General features: G+C 68.6%; 19 protein-coding genes and 1 tRNA gene. 15 read left to right on the forward strand and 5 right to left on the reverse strand.

Going from position 1 to position 18,144, the window contains the following annotated elements; all coding sequences use genetic code 11:
- Position 1: 1 nt before the first annotated feature.
- Both benB and benA read right to left on the reverse strand, forming a co-directional pair.
- Positions 2-535 carry a benzoate 1,2-dioxygenase small subunit gene (gene benB, locus ACK8HH_RS01615; protein WP_062366166.1) on the reverse strand — a complete coding sequence of 178 codons (534 nt, stop codon included), beginning with the start codon at positions 533-535 and terminating at the stop codon, positions 2-4.
- A 44-nt stretch (positions 536-579) separates the two neighbouring features.
- Positions 580-1,998 (reverse strand): benzoate 1,2-dioxygenase large subunit, encoded by a 1,419-nt coding sequence (gene benA, locus ACK8HH_RS01620; protein WP_062366167.1) that lies wholly within the window; start codon positions 1,996-1,998, stop codon positions 580-582.
- A gap of 245 nt (positions 1,999-2,243) precedes the next feature.
- Here benA and ACK8HH_RS01625 point away from each other — a divergent pair, with 245 nt between their 5' ends.
- From ACK8HH_RS01625 to ACK8HH_RS01650, 6 genes are all read left to right on the forward strand, one after another.
- The gene (locus tag ACK8HH_RS01625) at positions 2,244-3,167 is read left to right on the forward strand and encodes a LysR family transcriptional regulator (protein ID WP_006897458.1); all 924 of its coding nucleotides are present in this window, start codon (positions 2,244-2,246) and stop codon (positions 3,165-3,167) included.
- The gene (locus ACK8HH_RS01630; RefSeq protein WP_006897457.1) at positions 3,164-4,267 is read left to right on the forward strand and encodes a mandelate racemase/muconate lactonizing enzyme family protein; all 1,104 of its coding nucleotides are present in this window, start codon (positions 3,164-3,166) and stop codon (positions 4,265-4,267) included. The genes ACK8HH_RS01625 and ACK8HH_RS01630 overlap by 4 nt, the downstream gene beginning before the upstream one ends.
- Before the next feature lie 58 nt (positions 4,268-4,325).
- Entirely contained in the window at positions 4,326-5,183 is an 858-nt protein-coding gene (gene catA / locus ACK8HH_RS01635) for a catechol 1,2-dioxygenase (protein ID WP_006897456.1), read from the forward strand.
- A 4-nt stretch (positions 5,184-5,187) separates the two neighbouring features.
- Entirely contained in the window at positions 5,188-5,469 is a 282-nt protein-coding gene (gene catC, locus ACK8HH_RS01640; protein WP_006897455.1) for a muconolactone Delta-isomerase, read from the forward strand.
- 111 nt (positions 5,470-5,580) lie between these two features.
- Positions 5,581-6,273 carry a hypothetical protein gene (locus tag ACK8HH_RS01645; protein ID WP_412475485.1) on the forward strand — a complete coding sequence of 231 codons (693 nt, stop codon included), beginning with the start codon at positions 5,581-5,583 and terminating at the stop codon, positions 6,271-6,273.
- A gap of 15 nt (positions 6,274-6,288) precedes the next feature.
- Entirely contained in the window at positions 6,289-6,885 is a 597-nt protein-coding gene (locus ACK8HH_RS01650) for a putative glycolipid-binding domain-containing protein (RefSeq protein ID WP_006897453.1), read from the forward strand.
- 10 nt (positions 6,886-6,895) lie between these two features.
- On the opposite strand, the gene ACK8HH_RS01655 is transcribed toward ACK8HH_RS01650, so the two are convergent.
- Positions 6,896-7,849 carry a prephenate dehydrogenase gene (locus ACK8HH_RS01655; protein WP_412475486.1) on the reverse strand — a complete coding sequence of 318 codons (954 nt, stop codon included), beginning with the start codon at positions 7,847-7,849 and terminating at the stop codon, positions 6,896-6,898.
- Between the two features lie 69 nt (positions 7,850-7,918).
- Between ACK8HH_RS01655 and ACK8HH_RS01660 the strand changes: the two genes are divergently transcribed.
- The 5 genes from ACK8HH_RS01660 (at position 7,919) to ACK8HH_RS01680 (ending at position 10,285) form a co-directional block, all read left to right on the forward strand.
- Positions 7,919-8,440 (forward strand): tRNA adenosine deaminase-associated protein, encoded by a 522-nt coding sequence (locus ACK8HH_RS01660; protein WP_006897451.1) that lies wholly within the window; start codon positions 7,919-7,921, stop codon positions 8,438-8,440.
- 8 nt (positions 8,441-8,448) lie between these two features.
- Positions 8,449-8,952, forward strand: coding sequence for a nucleoside deaminase (locus tag ACK8HH_RS01665; protein ID WP_412475487.1), 504 nt, complete (start codon positions 8,449-8,451; stop codon positions 8,950-8,952).
- 103 nt (positions 8,953-9,055) lie between these two features.
- Positions 9,056-9,385, forward strand: a complete 330-nt coding sequence (locus ACK8HH_RS01670; protein WP_412475488.1) for a mannosyltransferase — start codon at positions 9,056-9,058, stop codon at positions 9,383-9,385.
- Positions 9,386-9,452: 67 nt separating this feature from the next.
- Positions 9,453-9,540, forward strand: a tRNA-Ser gene (locus ACK8HH_RS01675).
- 115 nt (positions 9,541-9,655) lie between these two features.
- On the forward strand, positions 9,656-10,285 hold the full coding sequence (locus ACK8HH_RS01680; RefSeq protein WP_412475489.1) for a PepSY domain-containing protein: 630 nt from the start codon (positions 9,656-9,658) through the stop codon (positions 10,283-10,285).
- A gap of 3 nt (positions 10,286-10,288) precedes the next feature.
- On the opposite strand, the gene ACK8HH_RS01685 is transcribed toward ACK8HH_RS01680, so the two are convergent.
- Positions 10,289-11,362, reverse strand: a complete 1,074-nt coding sequence (locus ACK8HH_RS01685) for a D-alanine--D-alanine ligase family protein (protein WP_006897447.1) — start codon at positions 11,360-11,362, stop codon at positions 10,289-10,291.
- A 39-nt stretch (positions 11,363-11,401) separates the two neighbouring features.
- Here ACK8HH_RS01685 and ACK8HH_RS01690 point away from each other — a divergent pair, with 39 nt between their 5' ends.
- Complete coding sequence (locus tag ACK8HH_RS01690) at positions 11,402-12,718, forward strand: UDP-N-acetylmuramoyl-tripeptide--D-alanyl-D-alanine ligase (RefSeq protein WP_045539048.1); 1,317 nt, start codon at positions 11,402-11,404, stop codon at positions 12,716-12,718.
- Between the two features lie 137 nt (positions 12,719-12,855).
- Here ACK8HH_RS01690 and ACK8HH_RS01695 read toward each other — a convergent pair whose 3' ends face one another.
- Positions 12,856-13,314, reverse strand: coding sequence for a hypothetical protein (locus ACK8HH_RS01695; protein ID WP_006897445.1), 459 nt, complete (start codon positions 13,312-13,314; stop codon positions 12,856-12,858).
- Positions 13,315-13,358: 44 nt separating this feature from the next.
- Here ACK8HH_RS01695 and tgt point away from each other — a divergent pair, with 44 nt between their 5' ends.
- The 3 genes from tgt to ACK8HH_RS01710 all read left to right on the forward strand — a co-directional run bounded on the left by tgt (position 13,359) and on the right by ACK8HH_RS01710 (position 18,120).
- Positions 13,359-14,624, forward strand: a complete 1,266-nt coding sequence (tgt, locus tag ACK8HH_RS01700) for a tRNA guanosine(34) transglycosylase Tgt (RefSeq protein WP_006897444.1) — start codon at positions 13,359-13,361, stop codon at positions 14,622-14,624.
- Between the two features lie 90 nt (positions 14,625-14,714).
- Positions 14,715-15,533 (forward strand): ABC transporter ATP-binding protein, encoded by an 819-nt coding sequence (locus ACK8HH_RS01705; protein ID WP_346076837.1) that lies wholly within the window; start codon positions 14,715-14,717, stop codon positions 15,531-15,533.
- A gap of 4 nt (positions 15,534-15,537) precedes the next feature.
- Entirely contained in the window at positions 15,538-18,120 is a 2,583-nt protein-coding gene (locus ACK8HH_RS01710; RefSeq protein ID WP_006897442.1) for an ABC transporter permease, read from the forward strand.
- Positions 18,121-18,144: the final 24 nt, after the last annotated feature.

Below are 18,144 nucleotides of genomic sequence, written 5' to 3' on the forward strand. Positions count from 1 at the left end.
CCTAGAAGTGGTAGACGTCCACCACGTGGTGGATGTAGTCGTTCTTGAGGACCACGGTCTTGCGGCGGATCAGCGGTGCCTCGCCGGAGAAGTCGATCGTGTAGAACGACGTGCCGTAGTACGGGTCGACGGTGTGATAGCGGAAGTACATGGTGTGCCAGTTGAACCGGACGTCAACCATGTCGCCGCGCCGTTCGATCACCTCCACGTTGGTGATGTTGTGGCTGGTGCGCGGCTCGGGAAGCGACGTCGCCGACGACCGTTCGGTACGGATCCGGAACACCCGGTCCTCGAGCCCGCCCTTGTTGCCGTAGTAGATCAGCGAGATCTCCCGTCGGGGGTCTTCGGTGAGGCGATCGTCGTCGGCCCACGACGGCATCCAGTAGACGACGTCGTCGGCGTAGCAGTCGAGCCACTTCTCGAACTCGCGGTCGTCGAGGTACCGTGCCTCGCGGTAGAGGAACTGTTCGATGGCGTTCTGGGTGATGAGCTTGCGGCCGTCGGTGTCGGCCGGAGTGGTCTGGGCGGTAGTCATGAGTCCTGTCCGATCTCGGGTACGAAGTGGTGGTCCGATCGCGCTCAGCCGACGGCGGTCTCGACGTCCTCGGCATCGACGGCGCGGCGCATGGTCTTGAGCCAGTAGCCGTGCTGCACGGGGTAGAGACCCTCGTCCTCGTTCTTCAGGCCGGCGGAGATCACGTTCGGCATGTCGAGCGCGGTGGCGACCTCGTCCGGACCGGTGAGCCAGTGTTCGGCGCCGCGGCTCATGTCGTTCCAGGGCGCGGCGGTCGCGCGGAAGGTCAGCTGGCACGACCGGAACTCCTCGAGGTCGTCCGGCGTCGCCATTCCCGACGCGTTGAAGAAGTCCTCGTACTGGCGGATGCGGTGGGCACGGGCGGCGTCGCTCTCACCCTTCGGCGCGATGCAGTAGATCGTGACCTCGGTCTTGTCCGGTGCGATCGGGCGGAAGTGCCGGATCTGGGTGGAGAACTGGTCCATCAGGTAGACATTCGGATACAGGCACAGATTGCGTGAGCCCTTCACCATGAACTCGCCCTTGGCCTCGCCGAACTGGGCCTTGAGTTCGTCCATCCGGTCCCACAGCGGCCGGTCCTGCGGGTTGGCCGCCCAGGTCCACAGGCACAGGTGACCGTGCGGGTACGACCAGTAGCCGCCGCCGGACTTGCCCCATCCGCCGGCGTCGAGCACCTTCGCGTCGTTCTTCGACTCCCCGGTGGTGCGCCGGGAGGTGGTGGCGGCGTAGTTCCAGTGCGTCGCGGTCACGTGGTAGCCGTCGGCGCCGTTCTCCGCCTGGACCTTCCAGTTGCCGTCGTAGGTGTAGGTCGACGCGCCGCGCAGCACCTCCAGGCCGTCCGGCGACTGGTCGACGAGCATGTCGATCACCCGGCGGGTGTCGCCCAGGTGTTCCTCGAGGGGGAGGACGTCGGCGTTGAGGCTGCCGAAGAGGAACCCGCGATAGCTGTCGAACCGCGCGACCTTGGTGAGGTTGTGCGATCCCTCGCAGTCGAAGGTGGACGGGTATCCGGCGCCGTCGGGGTCCTTCACCTTGAGCAGGGTGCCGTCGTTGCGGAAGGTCCAGCCGTGGAACGGGCAGGTGAGCGTCATCCGGTTGTCGGTCTTGCGGCGGCAGATCATCGCTCCGCGGTGCGCGCAGGCGTTGATCAGGCAGTTGAGTTCGCCGTCGCGGCCGCGGGTGATGACCACCGGCTGGCGGCCGATGTAGGTGGTGAAGTAGTCGCCCGGGTTCGCGACCTGGCTCTCGTGCGCGAGGTAGATCCAGTTCCCCTCGAAGATGTGCCGCATCTCCAGTTCGAAGATGTCCTCGTCGGTGAAGATCCGGCGGTTGGCGCGGAACACCCCGGCCTCGCGGTCGTCGATGACGGCGTCCCGGAGTACTTCGCGGACGTGCTCGCGGGTGTCCGCGGTGATCGCCGTACCGGGAATCGACGCGCTGGGGCGAGAACTGGTCGCAGTCATTGAGAACCTCCTGTGTGCGTTGTCCCTCGACGGTCCCATCTCGTGATGGCACTCACACCAGTAGAACCCCAGTGTTGACCCAGGCGTAGATTCATAAACAGGACAGATCAATAAGGCGAAAATGAGTCCTGGTGTCGTATGGATCTTGTGCTTACCGTGGTCGTACGGATGATCCGGATCACACAGCGGGGCGACTATGACGATGCGTCCCGGCCGGTGAATCGACACACCGACAGGAGCGCGACATGGAGCTACGGCATCTGCGATATTTCGCCGCCGTCGCCGACACCTGTCATTTCGGGCGGGCGGCGGACCGGTTGCACATCGCGCAGCCGGCGTTGTCGTACGCGATCCGCCAACTGGAGGCCGAGCTGGGGGTCTCGCTGTTCGCCCGCACCACCCGTCAGGTGACGCTGACCGCGGCGGGTGAGTTCCTCAAGGGCGAGGTGGACCGGATTCTGGTGGGCATCGACGCGGCCGTCGACGGCGTGCAGCGCGTCGCGGCCGGCCGCAGCGGTGTGGTCCGCCTGGGACTCACCGGCATCGCCGTGTTCTCGCATCTGCCGCGCATCGCCCGGGCCGTCCGCAGCGAACTGCCGCACGTGGAGTTGCGGATCGTCTCCGATCTGCTGACCCCCGACCAGTGCGATCGGCTCCGCGACGGCGCCATCGACCTCGGCGTACTCCGGCCGCCGGTGGTCGGAGAGGGGATCGAGGTCCGGACGATCGACGTGGAGCCACTCGTCCTGGCGGTCGCCTCCGACCACCGTCTCGCGGTGGAACCGGTGGTCTCGGTGGACGATCTGCGCAGCGAATCGTTCGTCATGTACGACAGCCGCGACTCGGCGGTCAACGAGGCCGCCGTCCGCACCTGCCGCACCGCGGGCTTCGTCCCGCACCGCGCCCACGACGCCTCCGGTACCCCGGTGCTCCTGGCGCTGGTCGCCGCCGGACTCGGCGTGGCCCTGCTGCCCGCCTCCGTCCGCGCACTGCCGCTGGAGAACGTCGTGGTGCGCGACCTGCCCGACACCGGAACCATGCCGGTGGCTCTCGCCCGGCGCGCGGGCGACGACAACCCGGTGGTCGACGCCGTGGCCGCCGTCGCCGCCGCTGCATTCGCGTCCGCGTCCGCGCGGGCCCTGGACTCCTCGATGGGAGAGATACGTTGAAGATCACCCGGGTGGAATCGATTCCCTTCTCGATTCCCTACCTCAAACCCCTTCACTTCGCCTCGGGCGAGGTGCACGCGGCCGAGCACGTCCTGGTCCGCGTGCACACCGACGACGGGGTGATCGGCGTCGCCGAGGCGCCGCCGCGGCCCTACACCTACGGTGAGACCCAGCGCGGCATCGTCGCCGTCATCGAGGACGTCTTCGCCGAACAACTGCACGGTCTCACCCTGCTCGAACGCGAACAGGTGGGGGCGAGGCTGGCACGGACCGTCGGCAATCCCACCGCCAAGTCGGCGATCGACATGGCCCTGTGGGACGCCTTGGGCAAGACCCTCGGGCAGCCGGTCTCCGAACTTCTCGGCGGATACACCGACCGCATGCGGGTGAGCCACATGCTCGGCTTCGACGACCCGGCGAAGATGGTCGCCGAAGCTCAGAAGGTGCGCGAGCGGCACGGTATCTCGACGTTCAAGGTGAAGGTCGGGCGGCGCCCGGCCGAGCTCGACATCGCCGTCGTCCGGGCGCTGCGCGAACACTTCGGCGACAGCGTCGAGCTGTACATCGACGGCAATCGCGGCTGGACCGCCGCCGAATCGGCCCGCGCCATGAAGGAGATGGCCGACCTCGACCTGCTGTTCGCCGAGGAACTCTGCCCCGCCGACGACGTCCTCGGGCGTCGCTGGCTGGTCGGCAAGCTCGACATCCCGTTCATCGCGGACGAATCGGTGCCCACGCCGGCCGACGTGACTCGCGAGATCCTCGCGGGATCGGCCACGGCGATCAACATCAAGACCGCCCGCACCGGATTCACGCAGTCGCGGCGTGTGCATCACCTGGCGGAGGGCCTCGGCCTGGAGATGGTGATGGGCAATCAGATCGACGGCCAGATAGGCACGGCCTGCGCGCTGGCCTTCGGTGCGGCGTTCGAAGCGACCTCGCGCTATGCGGGCGAACTGTCGAACTTCCTCGACATGAGCGACGACCTGCTCGCCGAACCGCTCCAGATCCGTGACGGCTGCCTGCAGACCTCATCCCGCGCCGGACTCGGAATCGACATCGACCCCGACAAACTCGACCGCTACCGCACCGACAAGTGAACGACTCCTCGCACAGCCCATGGGCGAGACGACGAACTGAAGATCAAAGGAGACAGTCATGACCACCACCGAGCACAGCCCGTCCGCCGCGGCGTCAGGCGCATCCGCCACCGAGCGCTTCCAGCAGGACAAGTCGCCGTACGACGCCGTCAAGAACGTCAGCCCCGAGCGCGTCGACAAGCTCGCCCGCCAGGTGCTGGCCGGGGTCCACCAGACGATCCGCGACAACCAGGTCACCTACGACGAGTACAACGCCCTCAAGGCGTGGATGATCCAGGTGGGCCTCGACGGCGAGTGGCCGCTGTTCCTGGACGTGTGGGTGGAGCACGTCGTCGAGGACGTCAACACCGCGCACCGCCATGGCAACAAGGGCTCGATCGAAGGGCCGTACTACGTCCCGGATGCGCCCGAGCAGGGCGCCGAGGGCACCATCCCGATGCGCGACGGCGAGGCGGGCGATCCGCTGGTCTGGGAGGCGCAGATCACCTCCACCGACGGCACCCCGCTGCAGGGCAAGGTGGAGCTGTGGCACGCCGACGCCGACGGCTACTACTCGCAGTTCGCCCCGGGCATCCCGGAGTGGAATCTGCGCGGCACCTTCTCGACCGGCCCCGACGGCAAGTTCAAGATCACCACGATCCGTCCCGCCCCCTACCAGATCCCGACGGACGGCTCGTGCGGCAAGCTGATCGCCGCCGCCGGCTGGCACGCGTGGCGCCCGGCTCACCTGCACGTCAAGGTCTCGGCTCCGGGGCACGAACTGCTGACCGCCCAGCTGTACTTCCCGGGCGATCCGCACAACGGCGACGACATCGCCGACGCCGTGAAGCCGGAACTGATTCTCGACCCGAAGCCGGACGGTCACGGCGGCTACACGATCGATTACGGCTTCGTGCTCGATCCGGTGGAGGGCTGAGCCGATGCTGTTCCACGTCCGGATGGATGTGCGGATTCCGCACGACATGGACCTGACGGTCCGTGAGGAGACCGTCGCGCGGGAGAAGGCGTACTCGCAGGAGCTTCAGCGGTCGGGCAAGTGGCCGCAGATCTGGCGCATCGTCGGCGAGTACTCCAATTACTCGATCTTCGACGTCGAGTCGAACGACGAGTTGCACGAGATCCTGTCGGGGCTGCCGCTGTTCCCGTACATGGACATCACGGTGACTCCGCTGGCGACGCATCCGTCCGACGTCAAGGCCTGACCGATCCGGCCGCGACCGCCCGGATTCCCGATCGGGGATCCGGGCCGTCGGCGTGCCCGGGCCGTCGCCTCTGGCACCATCGAAGGGAGGACGTCGTCGGGAGGAGCCGCCGTGGACCGGTCATCGCAGCCGGCGCCGGGATACTGGCCGCCGCTGGCTCCCGGGCAGTCGTACCCACCGCTCGGCTACAGCGAGCACGGCGCTCCGTTGTTCACCTACGACGACCGGGAACGCGCTCTCGCCGGGCCGCCGCCCGCGGCCGCGCCGCCCGATCCCACCCCACCCGCGCCCGCGCCGCAGCCACCTCCGGATCGACGTCGCGGTCTCGCCGTCGGCGTCGCCGTCGTCGCCGTCGGGGTGCTGTGCCTTGCGCTCGCCTTCCGGATGTTTCCGACCGGCGACGACGACCCGGTGCGGCGAGCCGATCCGCCCGACGCGCAGTCGACCGACGATCCCTATCTGCGGGGCCTGCCCGACCAACCCGAACAGTCGGTGCCGCGCGATCCCGACAGCGCACAGCCGCCGGTCCACTCCGGCGCCGCGACGGTGGAGTACCAGGTCGACTCCGGGCGCGCGACCATCCTGTACGTCGACGACACGTCGGTGAAGATCGAACGCAACGCCGGCGGCACGTGGCGGCACACCGTGCGCGGCAGCCAGAACGCGCTGCTGCGGGTCAGCGTGATCCTCTCGGACACCGATCCGGCGTCATGCAGCATCACGGTCGACGGCAAGGTGGTCGACCGTCAGACGACGCAGGACGCGCAGTCTTCGGGCATGCTCACCTGTCGATACGAGGGATGACGCTACCGTTAGAGAATGACTTCCTTCGACGCGTCGTCCGCCGATGCCGGCGTGAAAGCGATGCTGACCTGGCGTAGCGCCGACGGCGATCGGTTCGAGCAAGTGCGGCTGAATCTGAGCGGTGCCCGGGTCCGCGCGTACGGCCGCATCGTGGCCGCCGCCACCGACACCACCGAGGCCTACTCCGCATCGTACGAACTCGTCACCAACGACAGCGGGGTGACGCGGCGGCTGTCGGTGCGCCTGCTGCGCGCCGGCGGCGAGAGCTCGCTCGACATCAGCCGTGACATGGACGGTCGTTGGATGGTCCAGTCGCCGACCAGCACCGTGCGCAGTGACTTCGACGGGGCCGAGATGATCGACTTGGAGCTCTCGCCCTTCTTCAAGGGACTGCCGATCCGGCGCTTCGGGATCGCCGACGGCGTCCGCCGCGACGACGTCCCGGTCGTCAGGCTCCGGCTGCCCGACTGTGAGATCGACTCGGTGCAGAAGAGCTACGTCGGCGGCCCGGAAGGCCGCGTCACGGTGATCGGTCCCAAGGGACGTCGCGATCTGACGGTCGACGACGCAGGCATCGTGCGCGACTACGCGGGTATCGCGACGCTGATCTGATCCGGGCCGCTCAGCCCATCCACACCCGGGCCAGGTGGGCCTGCCTGCGCAATTCCTCCTGCCACCGGGCATCGCCGATCCGGACGCCGGTGATCGGCTCCGGCGGCGATCCGGCGATCCGCTCGTACTTGCGCCGCGCGCGGTGGCCGTCGTCGACGATCACCGCGACGTCGCCGTGCTCGCGCAGTGCGTCGCGCGCGGTGATCAACCGGTCGATCGTCTCGCTCAGCGTGTTGAGCAGGGCCACCGAGTTGGCTTCGAGCATCGCCCGCTGCAGGTCGGGGGCGGTACCCGCCACCCGAGTGCCGTCCCGGAAGCTGCCTGCGGCCAGCCGGAGCGCGAGGTCGCTCTCACCCGCGCCGACCGTAGCGGTCACCGCGGCGGTCAGATGCGGGTTGTGGGAGATCGCCGCCGCCGCGCGGTCGTGCGCGTCGTCCGCGGCGGGTACCACGTACGAGCCTGCGGCCAGGGCGATCCCCGCGACGTCGAGCCAGTCGTCGGCGACGGTGTCGTCGTGCGTCGCGACCATCCACATCGCGCCCTCGAAGAGCCCCGGATCGGTGGCCGGCCAACCCGACGCGGTGGTGCCGGTCATCGGATGCCCGCCGATGTACCGGGCCCGCGGATGGAGCCGTCGGACGAGGTCGGAGACCTGCTCCTTCACGCTCACCACATCGGTGAGAAGACAGTCCGGCGCCAGCTCCCGGACCGCGGTGATCATCGGTTCGAGTGCGGTGAAGGGAGTCGCCAGAACGACGATCGCGTCGTCGTTCCGGGCGCGCTCGAGGACCGCGGACAGGTCCGTGGAGGCGTCGTAGCCGTCGGCCGCCGCGGCCTCGACGGTGCCCGCCGAGCGGTTGTAGCCGAACGCGGGACCGCCCGTGTCGGAGAGGCGGCGGAGCAGGGACCCGCCGATGAGGCCGAGACCGAGGATGCAGACGGGGCGAGACGGTGCAGCAGACACGGTTCCAGCGTGGCACATCGGGGTCGGTTCGACTTGGGAGAGTCCCGAAAACCGACTACGGTGGCGGTCATGGCGAAGCCCGGTGCGCAGAGCGAATACGACGAGGTCGAAGGATTCGCTGTCGCGGTCGTCCGCGAGGAGTCGGGGTGGAAGCTCACGACGCTGAAGCCGTCCGCTCTCGACAGTCTCGACGACGCCGAACTGCAGCTGCGGGAACTGCGGGCCACCGGAGCCGTGTTCGGCCTCCTGGACGTGGACGACGAGTTCTTCCTCATCGTCCGGCCGGCTCCCGCCGGAGCCCACGTGCTCCTCTCGGACGCCACCGCGGCGGTGGAGTACGACATCGCCGCCGACGCCCTCGACGCGCTGCACGTCGACATCCCCGACATCGATCCCGACGAGCTCGACGACGTGGATCCGTGGGAGGAGGGTGACCTCTCGATCCTGGCCGACCTCGGTCTGCCGGACGCCGTGCTCAGCATCATCGTCGGTGACACCGATCTGTACGCCGACGAGCAGATCGGCATGATCGCCGCGCGCCTCGGCTTCGCCGACGAGCTCGCCGCGGAACTCGACAAGCTCGGTCGCTGACCGGGTCCATGCCGGTGGACCCCAGCCCGCGACCGCATCGGGGAGCGGTGGACCGGGACGCGGCGGCCCTGATGTCCGTCGCACTCGAAGCGGCACGGGATGCGGACTCCCGCGACGTCCCGATCGGGGCAGTCGTCTTCGGGCCGGACGGGACCGAGCTGGCCCGTGCCGCCAACCGCCGCGAAGCCGATAGCGATCCGACCGCTCATGCCGAGATCCTGGCGCTGCGGGCGGCCACCGCCCGCCACGGCGACGGATGGCGGCTGTCGGGCTGCACCCTGGTCGTCACCGTGGAGCCGTGCACGATGTGCGCCGGCGCGATCGGACTGTCGCGCGTCTCGCGGCTGATCTTCGGTGCCTGGGAGCCGAAGACCGGCGCCGTCGGGTCACTCTGGGACGTGCTGCGCGATGAGCGGCAGCTGCATCGCCCGGAGGTGCTCGGCGGGGTCCGTGAGGACGAGTGCGCCGCCCTGGTCCGCGACTTCTTCGCCGGCCGTCGGGGTCAGCCCTGAACTATCCCTGAATTCGCTTCCGGGCTCTCGCCGCGCGCGTGCGCCTGTGGCAGATTGAGGAGGTGGGCGCAGCCCGCGCAGACATCGCGAGAAGGGGAATGAGATGTCCGATCCCATCGACAAGCTCACCGAGGTCGTCGACACGGTGGTGCGCAAGGTCGACGAATTCGCCAGCAGCGAGCAGGTCACCGGTGCCGTGGAGAACGCGAAGTCCGCGTTGACCGAGTTGGCCGCCAACGAGCACGTCGCCGGCGCCGTGGAGACGGCCAAGGACAAGCTGGCCGAGATCGCGAGCAACGAGCACGTCGTGAGCGCGGTGGAGACGGCGAAGGGAAAGCTGGCCGAGATCGCGAACAGCGAGCAGGTCACCGGCGCGGTCGAGACGGCCAAGGAGAAGTTCGACGATCTCGTCAACAAGCGCTCCGGACACTGAATCGTCGAGAAACTGGGTCTGACCTGCCGATTTCGTGCTGGTGACGGGCTGCGGTACAGTTCTTCGCGGTGGCGTGTCCGAGCGGCCGAAGGTGCGACACTCGAAATGTCGTGTGCGGTAACCCCGCACCGGGGGTTCAAATCCCTCCGCCACCGCCGAGGGCCCCTGATCTGCAGAGCAGGTCAGGGGCCTTTTCCAATGTCCGGCCCGGAGAATGTCCGTACGGTGTGAGTCACACGTGACGAGACTTCTCTTCTGGGAGGACACGCCTTGAACACACATGCGCTGAACATCAGACTCTCGGCAGCCGCGGTACTGGCCGCGGGCGCAGGTCTGCTCGCCGGGTGCGGAACCGACGACGCGACGCCGGAGACGAAGACCGAGACGATCACCCAGACCGCCGGGTCGCAGTCGCCGGCGGCGTCGTCGGCCGCGCCGTCGCGAAGCGGTGTCGATCTCGCCGCGACTGCGCCCGCCGTCTCCTGGCGCGACGCACTGCGGACCGCCGGCGCGCAGTTCACCGGGTCGCCCACCGCGGTCAAGCTCGAGACCGAGCACGGCCGGACCGTGTACGAGATCGAGCTGGCCTCCGCCACACAGGAATCCGACATCACGATCGACGCCGCGAACGGCGGCGTGGTCGCGAAGACGACCGACGATCTCCACGGCGACGACGCAGCCCACGCCGGCGCGGAGCGGTTCGAGGCGGGTGAAGTCACCGTCGAACCCGATCGCGCCATGAGGGCCGCGCAGGCGCGAGTCGCCGGACCGGTGTCCGAGTGGAAGCTCCATAGCGAGAACGGCCGCCGGGTGTACGAGATCAACGTCGGCACAGCCGGCGACGACACCGAAGTGGTCGTCGACGCCGCCACCGGTGAGGTGATCGGCACCGACCGATGACGCTCAGTGCTCGGTGGAGAACGAGCTCCGTCGGCGATGCACTTCGAGCGCCAGCGTCACGAGGCGGTCGATCAGGTCGGGATAGGTGATCCCGGTGGCCTCCCACATCTTGGGGTACATCGATGCGGGGGTGAAACCGGGAATCGTGTTGACCTCGTTGAGGAGCCAGCCGCGACCGTCCTCCTCGTAGAAGAAGTCGACGCGCGCCAGACCCGCGCAGCGCAACGCCACGAAGGCGTCGGCGGCCAGCTCGCGCACCTGCGCGATCGCCTCGTCCGACAGCGGTGCGGGAATCATCAGCTCGGCGGCACCGGTGACGTACTTGTCCTCGTAGTCGTAGAAGTCACTGCCGGGCTTGATCTCTCCGGGGAGGGACGCGTCGGGGGCGGCGTTGCCGAGGACGGCCACCTCGACCTCGCGGCCGGTCACCGTCTCCTCGATGACGACCACGTCGTCGTAACGGAGGGCGTGGTTGATCGCCGCGTCGAGTTCCTCGATCGAGTCGGCGCGGCTGACGCCGACGGACGAGCCCATGTTCGCCGGCTTCACGAACACCGGCAGACCGAGTTGCTCGGTCGCGTCGGCCAGCACCTGGCGGGCGTCGTCCACACCGTCGCGGAAGGTGATCCACTTGCACTGCGGGATGCCCGCGCGAGCGGCGATCTCCTTCGCCATCGCCTTGTCCATGCAGACCGCCGATGCCAGCACTCCGCAGCCGATGTACGGCAGCTTGAACAGCTCGAGCATGCCCTGCACGGTGCCGTCCTCGCCGTGCGGCCCGTGCAGCAGCGGGAACACCACGGTGAGGTCTTCGGGACGGCCGGCCAGCACCTGAAGCGGATTCACCTCGGGGCCTTCGACGTCGAGACTGTTCGGCAGTTCCGCGCCGGCGGCCAGGGCTTCGGCCGCGGCGTCGTTGCGGTGCCATCCGCCGCGCTTGTCGATGCCGACCGGGATCAGGCGGTACTTGGAGCGGTCCGCGGCGGCCAGTACATGGGCGGCGCTCACACGGGAGACGTCGTGTTCGGCGGACACTCCGCCGTAGAGGACGACCAGGCGGATGAGGGGGGTGCTCATGGATGCAACCATACGTGCTTGCTTGTACCGTGGTCTGTCGTGCATCTCCTCGCCAGTCAGATCGCCGCCGCGACCGGCGGCACCCTTCACGGACCGGATGTGACGGTCGATTCCGCGAGCATCGACTCGCGGTCCGCGCGGCCCGGTCAGCTGTTCGTGCCGATCGTCGCCGCGCGTGACGGCCACGACTACATCCCGGCGGCGGTGCAGGCCGGCGCTCCCGTGTACCTGACCGATCGGACGCCGGATCCGGCCCTCGCCGCGACGGCCGTCCAGGTCGCGGACACCGCCGAGGCGCTCGCCGATCTCGGTCGCTTCGTCCGCGCCGGACTCACCGGCAGCGTCGTCGGCGTCACCGGCTCGGTCGGCAAGACGTCGACCAAGGACCTGCTCGCCGGCGTGCTGTCGACCACCTTCCGCACCGCCGCGAGCGAGAAGTCGTTCAACAACGAACTCGGGCTGCCGCTGACCCTGCTCGGCGCACCCGACGACACCGAGGCCGTCGTCCTGGAGATGGGCGCGCGCGGTGTCGGTCACATCGCACAGCTGTGCTCCATCGCCTCCCCGACGGTCGGAGTGCTCACCCGCGTCGAGGCGGTGCATCTGGAGATGTTCGGCAGCATCGAGGATGTGGCACGGGCGAAGGGTGAACTCGTCGAGGCTCTGCCTGCCGACGGGCTCGCCGTTCTCAATGCCGACCACCCGGTGGTCGCGGCGATGGCGTCGCGGACCAGCGCGCGGGTCGTGACCTACGGTGTCGATCCCGCCGCGGACGTGCGCGCCACCGACATCGTGCTCGACGACCAGTTGCGTGCGGCCTTCACTCTGCACAGCCCGTGGGGCAGCGTGCCGGTGCGGCTCGGGGCACGCGGCGAGCACCAAGTCGGCAACGCCCTGGCCGCGGCCGCTGCCGGCGGCGGCGTGGGGGTGTCGGTCGAGCGGATCGCCGACGGTCTGCTGCGCGCGGGTCTGTCCGGACTGCGGATGGAGATGAGCACCACGGCCGCGGGAGTCGTCGTCATCAACGACGCCTACAACGCCAACCCGACGTCGATGGCGGCGGGCCTGTCGGCACTGGCCCGCGTCGAGGCCGGACGCCGGTTCGCGGTGCTCGGCACGATGGCTGAACTCGGAGACGACAGCGACGCCGCCCACCGCGCCGTCGCCGAGCAGGCCCGTGAACTGGGCGTGACGGTGATCGCGGTGGACGAGCCCGCCTACGGCGACGGCGTGGCGCATGTCTCGGGCATCGAGGGCGCCGTCGACGCACTGAGCGGACTCCGCAGCGGCGACGCTGTGCTGGTCAAGGGCAGCCGGGTCGCCGCCCTCGAACGAGTGGTGCAGGCGCTCGGCTGAGCGTCGCACCGCGTCACCACACACAAACGCGACATTCGGCGACAGAACCCCCGTCCCGGACGGGGGTTCTGTCGCCGAATGTCGCGTTTACTGAGCGGTCTACTGCGCGCTCGACTGCGCGTGTTGGCCTGCGAGCCTCAGTTGGGCATCAGCGCGAAGGCCTGGCCGCCCTTGGTGCAGCGGGCGAGTTCGCCGACGGTCGTCGACGGTCCGCAGTCCCAGCCCGACACGGTCTGCGGTGCGCCGGTCGCGATCAGGGGTCCGTACTGCTTCGCGATGTCCTTGGCGGACGAGCACGACAGGTCGCCCGCGACGATGTGGATCTGGAGGGCGCCGTCGGGCCCCTTGGTGGGGCCGCAGGTCTTGTCCCCGGACGACGACGTCGCCTCGCCGGTGCTCTCGTCCGTGGCGGCGGTGCTCTGGGGCTTCGGTCCGCCGACCACCGGGACGCTGGTGTCGCTGGAACCGGTGACCGCGGAGGCCCCGGACTTGTCGGCGCCGGACGACGCCTCGTTCTCCGAACCGCAGGCGGTGGCGGCCAGGGCGATCGAACAGACGAGGAGTGCGGTCGCGGCCAGTTTCATCGTGCGAGTCATGGGCACAACGCTAACGAATTTGAGCGGCCGAGCGCACGGCTGGGATGATGGCCTGCGTGACCACCAGCCACTTCGCTCCGCGAACCCGCCTCGAAGGCACCACCGGGCGCACCGGGACCATCACCACACCGCACGGCGAGATCCAGACCCCTGCGTTCATCCCGGTGGGAACCAAGGCCACCGTCAAGACGGTCCTGCCGGAGTCGGTCGCCGCGCTCGGCGCGCAGGCCGTGCTCGCCAACGCCTATCACCTCTATCTGCAGCCGGGGCCGGAGATCGTCGATCAGGCCGGCGGTCTCGGCCGGTTCATGAACTGGCCCGGACCCACGTACACCGACAGCGGCGGCTTCCAGGTGATGTCGCTGGGCGCGGGCTTCAAGAAGGTCATCGCGATGGACCTGGTCGGCGAGCAGGACGACCACAAGATCGCCGACGGCAAGGAGCGGCTGGCCAACGTCGACGACGACGGAGTCACCTTCAAATCGCACCTCGACGGGTCGATGCACCGGTTCACCCCCGAGGTGTCGATGCAGATCCAGCACCGGCTCGGCGCCGACATCATCTTCGCCTTCGACGAGCTCACCACGCTGATGAATACGCGCGGGTACCAGGAGCGGTCACTCGAACGCACTCGGCAGTGGGCCATTCGGTGCCTCGCCGAACACAACCGGCTCTCCGTCGAGCGCTCGCATCGTCCGCAGCAGGCGCTGTGGGGTGTGGTGCAGGGGGCGCAGTACGAGGACCTGCGGCGGAAGGCGACTCGCGACCTCGTCGAGCTGAGCCGCATCGATCGTGAGAACGGCGGCAAGGGTTTCGGCGGTTACGGCATCGGCGGCGCGCTGGAGAAGGCCAATCTCGGCACCATCGTCGGATGGGTCACCGACGAGCTCCCGGACGACGCCCCGCGGCATCTGCTCGGGATCAGCGAGCCGGACGACATCTTCACCGCCATCGAGAACGGCGCCGACACCTTCGACTGCGTCTCGCCGACCCGGGTGGCGCGCAACGGTGCGATCTACTCGTTCGACGGCCGGTACAACATCACGAATGCCAAGTACCGCAACGACTTCCGGTCCCTCGATGAAGAGCTGGACAACTACTCGACGCAGTACACCCGTGCCTACCTGCACCATCTGTTCAAGGCGAAGGAAGGTCTGGCGTCCACGCTCGCGACCCTGCACAACCTCTCGTTCACGATCACCCTGGTCGATCGCGCCCGGCGCGCGATCGACGAAGGCGACTACGTCGAGTACCGCGACGAGTTCCTGCGCCGCTACTACGCCGGAACCCGGCAGGCCGAAGCCCGATAGGTCCGGATCGCGCGGCGAATCGTCGGGCGAGGCGGTGATTCCGGGTGGTCCCTGATGCGCGGGCGGCGCAATTCTGACACCTTTGTCTGCATGACAGAAACAGCACCGGCAGGCAAGCATGCAATGATCGCGGCGCGTGCGGACGACGTGGTGAAGACGTACGGCAGCGGCGACACCGCCGTGCACGCGCTTCGGGGCGTGTCGATCGGATTCCGTGCGGGAGAGTTCACCGCGATCATGGGGCCGTCGGGCTCCGGCAAGTCGACCCTGATGCACTGCCTGGCCGGACTCGACACGGTCACCGAGGGCGAGGTGCACATCGGTGACGTCGGTCTGGCCGGTCTGTCCGACAAGGAGATGACCAAGTTGCGGCGCGACCGCATCGGATTCGTCTTCCAGGCGTTCAACCTGGTGCCGACGCTGACGGCCGAGGAGAACATCACCCTGCCGCAGGGGATCGCCGGCCGCGAGGTCGACCGCCCGTGGTTCGACACGGTGATCGACCGCCTCGGCATCCGGCCGCGACTGAACCACCGTCCCAGTGAACTCTCCGGCGGCCAGCAGCAGCGCGTGGCCTGCGCCCGCGCACTCGTCGGACGTCCGGACATCATCTTCGGCGACGAACCCACCGGCAACCTCGACTCCCGCTCGTCCGGTGAAGTGCTCGCCATCCTGCGCGCCGCGACCGACGAGTTCAACCAGACCGTGGTGATCGTGACCCACGATCCGCGCGCGGCGTCGTACGCCGACCGCGTCGTCTTCCTGGCCGACGGCCAGATCGTCCGGGAACTGCAGCGCCCGTCCGCCGACGACGTCTTCGAGGTGATGCGCAATCTCGACGACTCGGCACCGGGACAGGACGACCACGGGCAGTCGGCGCGTCCCGCCGGATCCGGCGAGGTGAACTGAACCGATGGCTGCCAACGTCATGCGCAAGGTTTCTCTGAGAAGCCTTGCGTCTCACAAGATCAGGTTGATCCTGACGGTGTTCTCGGTGGTGCTGGGCACCAGCTTCGTCGCGGGCGCGGTCATCTTCACCTCGACCGTGGCCACCGCTTTCAACTCGATCTTCGACAACGTCGCGCAGGGAGTCGCGGTCGAGATCACCGCGGCGGGCAACGAAGCACCCGGCGTGCCCGTGACGATCGTCGACGATCTGAAGAAGAACGAGCAGAAGCTCGGAATCGAACGGGTGGCCGCCTCGAACTCCGGGCCGGTGACGCTCGCCGATTCGTCCGGCCGGGCCGTCCAGACCGGCGGAGCGCCGAGCGTCGGCATGAGCTACCTCCCGCCCGACGAGGCGGTCGGCGAGGACATGAAGTTCAGCGAGGGCCGCGCACCGGAGAAGTCCGATGAGATCGCGGTCAACTCCCAGGCCGCCGACAAGGGCGGGCTCAAGGTCGGGAGCCGGACGAAGGTGGTCGTCGGAGCCGGGCTGGCCCCGCCGATGGACGTCACCGTGGTCGGTCTCACCGACATGCCGTCGTCCACCGGCGGTTATGTCGGGGTGCTCTTCGACCAGGCGACCGCCGCCAAGCTGTTCTCGGATGGCAAGTACGTCTCGACCGTCGACCTCGCGGCCCGTCCCGGGGTGTCCGACGACCAACTGCGCGACGCCGTCCACGCCCATCTGGCCGACGTGGTCGCCCGATCGGGGAAGACCGACTTCGATCAGCTGTACAAGGTCCGCACCGGCGAACAGGTGCGCGAGGACCAGAAGGAGAGCATCCAGCAGTTCCTGACGATCTTCCGGGCCATCCTGCTGGCTTTCGCCGCGATCGGCCTGCTGGTCGGCACCTTCATCATCTACAACACCTTCTCGATGATCGTCGCCCAGCGGAACCGTGAGCTCGCGCTGCTGCGCGCGATCGGCGCGAGCCGGGAGAACGTCTCCCGGTCGGTGCTGCTCGAAGCGCTGATCGTCGGCGTCATCGGCGGGCTGATCGGTCTGGCGCTGGGTGTCGCGATCGCCGCAGGCCTGCTCGCGTACACCCAATCGCAGGGCCTGCCGTCCAACGGCATCCAGGTCGGCGCGGCCGCGATCATCTCCGCGGTGTTCGTCGGAGTCGTCGTCACCCTGCTCAGCGCATGGATTCCGGCACGCCGAGCCTCGCGCATCCCGCCGGTGGAGGCCATGCGCGAGAGCACCGTGGAACCCGGCGCCGGCTCGCTCCGCGTCCGGACCCTGCTGGCGGCCGTCTTCGGTGTCCTCGGCGTCATCGCGCTGGTGATCGGCGGACTCGGGGAGGGGGCCGGCTCGGCCACCATCGTCGGAATCGGGGCGCTCCTTGCGGTGATCGCCGTGGTGCTGGGGGCACCCGCCATCTCCCAGCCCGTCGTGGGCGCGTTCGGCGCCCTCTTCCAGAAGCCCTTCGGCACCGTCGGCAAACTGGCCAGGACCAACGCGGTCCGCAACCCCCGGCGTACCGCGGCCACCGCGTTCGCACTCACCCTCGGCCTGATGCTCGTGGTGGTGATCGGCACTCTCGGATGGTCGTTCAAGGGCACCGTCGACTCGTCGGTCGACAAGGGCATCCGCGCCGACTTCATCGTCACCGGCACCAACAACATGCCGCTGCCGCTCTCGGTGGTGGACGCGGTCAAGGAGGCTCCGGGAGCGGACAAGGTGGTCGCGCAGGCATACGGCGAGGCCCGCTACGACGGGAAGGACACCTACGTGACCTCCCCGTACGGTGGTTCGATCGGTGACGTCGCGTCCATCAACGTGCTCGAGGGCAGCCTGGATCTGCCGGACGACGGGCTCCTCATCAGTTCCTCGCAAGCGCGCGACAACGGTTGGAAACTGGGGCAGACGGTCACCTTCACCAGCGGTACCGGCGACGAGGTCGCCACCGAGGTGACGGGGATCTTCGAGGACAACCAGGCGATCGCGTCGTCGATGGTGGGCTGGCCGACGTACGAGCAGCTCATGCCGGTCGCGATGAAGCGGATCGCGGGCCCGGTGCTGGTGACCGCGAAGCCCGGGGTGAGGGCGGCCGACCTGCGTAAGCAACTCGAGGACGCCACCGCTGAGTACCTCACCGCCCAGGTGCAGGATCGCGATCAGTTCAAGAACTCGATCTCCTCGCAGATCGACCAGATGATGGCGACGCTGTACGCGCTGCTGGCCCTGTCACTGGTGATCGCGGTGCTCGGCATCGTGAACACGCTCGCGCTGTCGGTGGTGGAGCGCAGACAGGAGATCGGCATGCTGCGTGCGGTGGGCATGAGCCGGGCGCAGGTGCGCCGCACGATCTACCTCGAGTCGACGTACATCGCGGTGTTCGGGGCGCTGCTGGGCACCGTGCTGGGTCTCGCGATCGGCATCCCGCTGGTGCGGACGCTGGCGTACTGGGGTCTGGAAGGCGTGGTGATCCCGTGGGCGCTGATCGGCGGGACGCTGGTCGGAGCCGCGGTGGTCGGGGTGATCGCAGCGCTGTGGCCTGCGGTGACCGCCGCTCGCACCCGCCCGCTCGAGGCCATCACCGCAGAATGAGGGGCTTCTCGCACCGGGTATACG

Origin of the sequence: Gordonia sp. LUNF6, assembly GCF_047041125.1 — a bacterium.
Lineage (GTDB): Bacteria > Actinomycetota > Actinomycetes > Mycobacteriales > Mycobacteriaceae > Gordonia > Gordonia sihwensis.

What these genes read in the sequence shown, in the direction of transcription:
- benB (WP_062366166.1), bottom strand. Translation starts at nt 535, where the DNA reads ATGACTACCGCCCAGACCACTCCGGCCGACACCGACGGCCGCAAGCTC.
- benA (WP_062366167.1), bottom strand. Translation starts at nt 1,998, where the DNA reads ATGACTGCGACCAGTTCTCGCCCCAGCGCGTCGATTCCCGGTACGGCG.
- ACK8HH_RS01625 (WP_006897458.1), top strand. Translation starts at nt 2,244, where the DNA reads ATGGAGCTACGGCATCTGCGATATTTCGCCGCCGTCGCCGACACCTGT.
- catA (WP_006897456.1), top strand. Translation starts at nt 4,326, where the DNA reads ATGACCACCACCGAGCACAGCCCGTCCGCCGCGGCGTCAGGCGCATCC.
- catC (WP_006897455.1), top strand. Translation starts at nt 5,188, where the DNA reads ATGCTGTTCCACGTCCGGATGGATGTGCGGATTCCGCACGACATGGAC.
- ACK8HH_RS01650 (WP_006897453.1), top strand. Translation starts at nt 6,289, where the DNA reads ATGACTTCCTTCGACGCGTCGTCCGCCGATGCCGGCGTGAAAGCGATG.
- ACK8HH_RS01660 (WP_006897451.1), top strand. Translation starts at nt 7,919, where the DNA reads ATGGCGAAGCCCGGTGCGCAGAGCGAATACGACGAGGTCGAAGGATTC.
- ACK8HH_RS01665 (WP_412475487.1), top strand. Translation starts at nt 8,449, where the DNA reads ATGCCGGTGGACCCCAGCCCGCGACCGCATCGGGGAGCGGTGGACCGG.
- ACK8HH_RS01670 (WP_412475488.1), top strand. Translation starts at nt 9,056, where the DNA reads ATGTCCGATCCCATCGACAAGCTCACCGAGGTCGTCGACACGGTGGTG.
- ACK8HH_RS01685 (WP_006897447.1), bottom strand. Translation starts at nt 11,362, where the DNA reads ATGAGCACCCCCCTCATCCGCCTGGTCGTCCTCTACGGCGGAGTGTCC.
- ACK8HH_RS01695 (WP_006897445.1), bottom strand. Translation starts at nt 13,314, where the DNA reads ATGACTCGCACGATGAAACTGGCCGCGACCGCACTCCTCGTCTGTTCG.
- tgt (WP_006897444.1), top strand. Translation starts at nt 13,359, where the DNA reads ATGATGGCCTGCGTGACCACCAGCCACTTCGCTCCGCGAACCCGCCTC.
- ACK8HH_RS01705 (WP_346076837.1), top strand. Translation starts at nt 14,715, where the DNA reads ATGACAGAAACAGCACCGGCAGGCAAGCATGCAATGATCGCGGCGCGT.
- ACK8HH_RS01710 (WP_006897442.1), top strand. Translation starts at nt 15,538, where the DNA reads ATGGCTGCCAACGTCATGCGCAAGGTTTCTCTGAGAAGCCTTGCGTCT.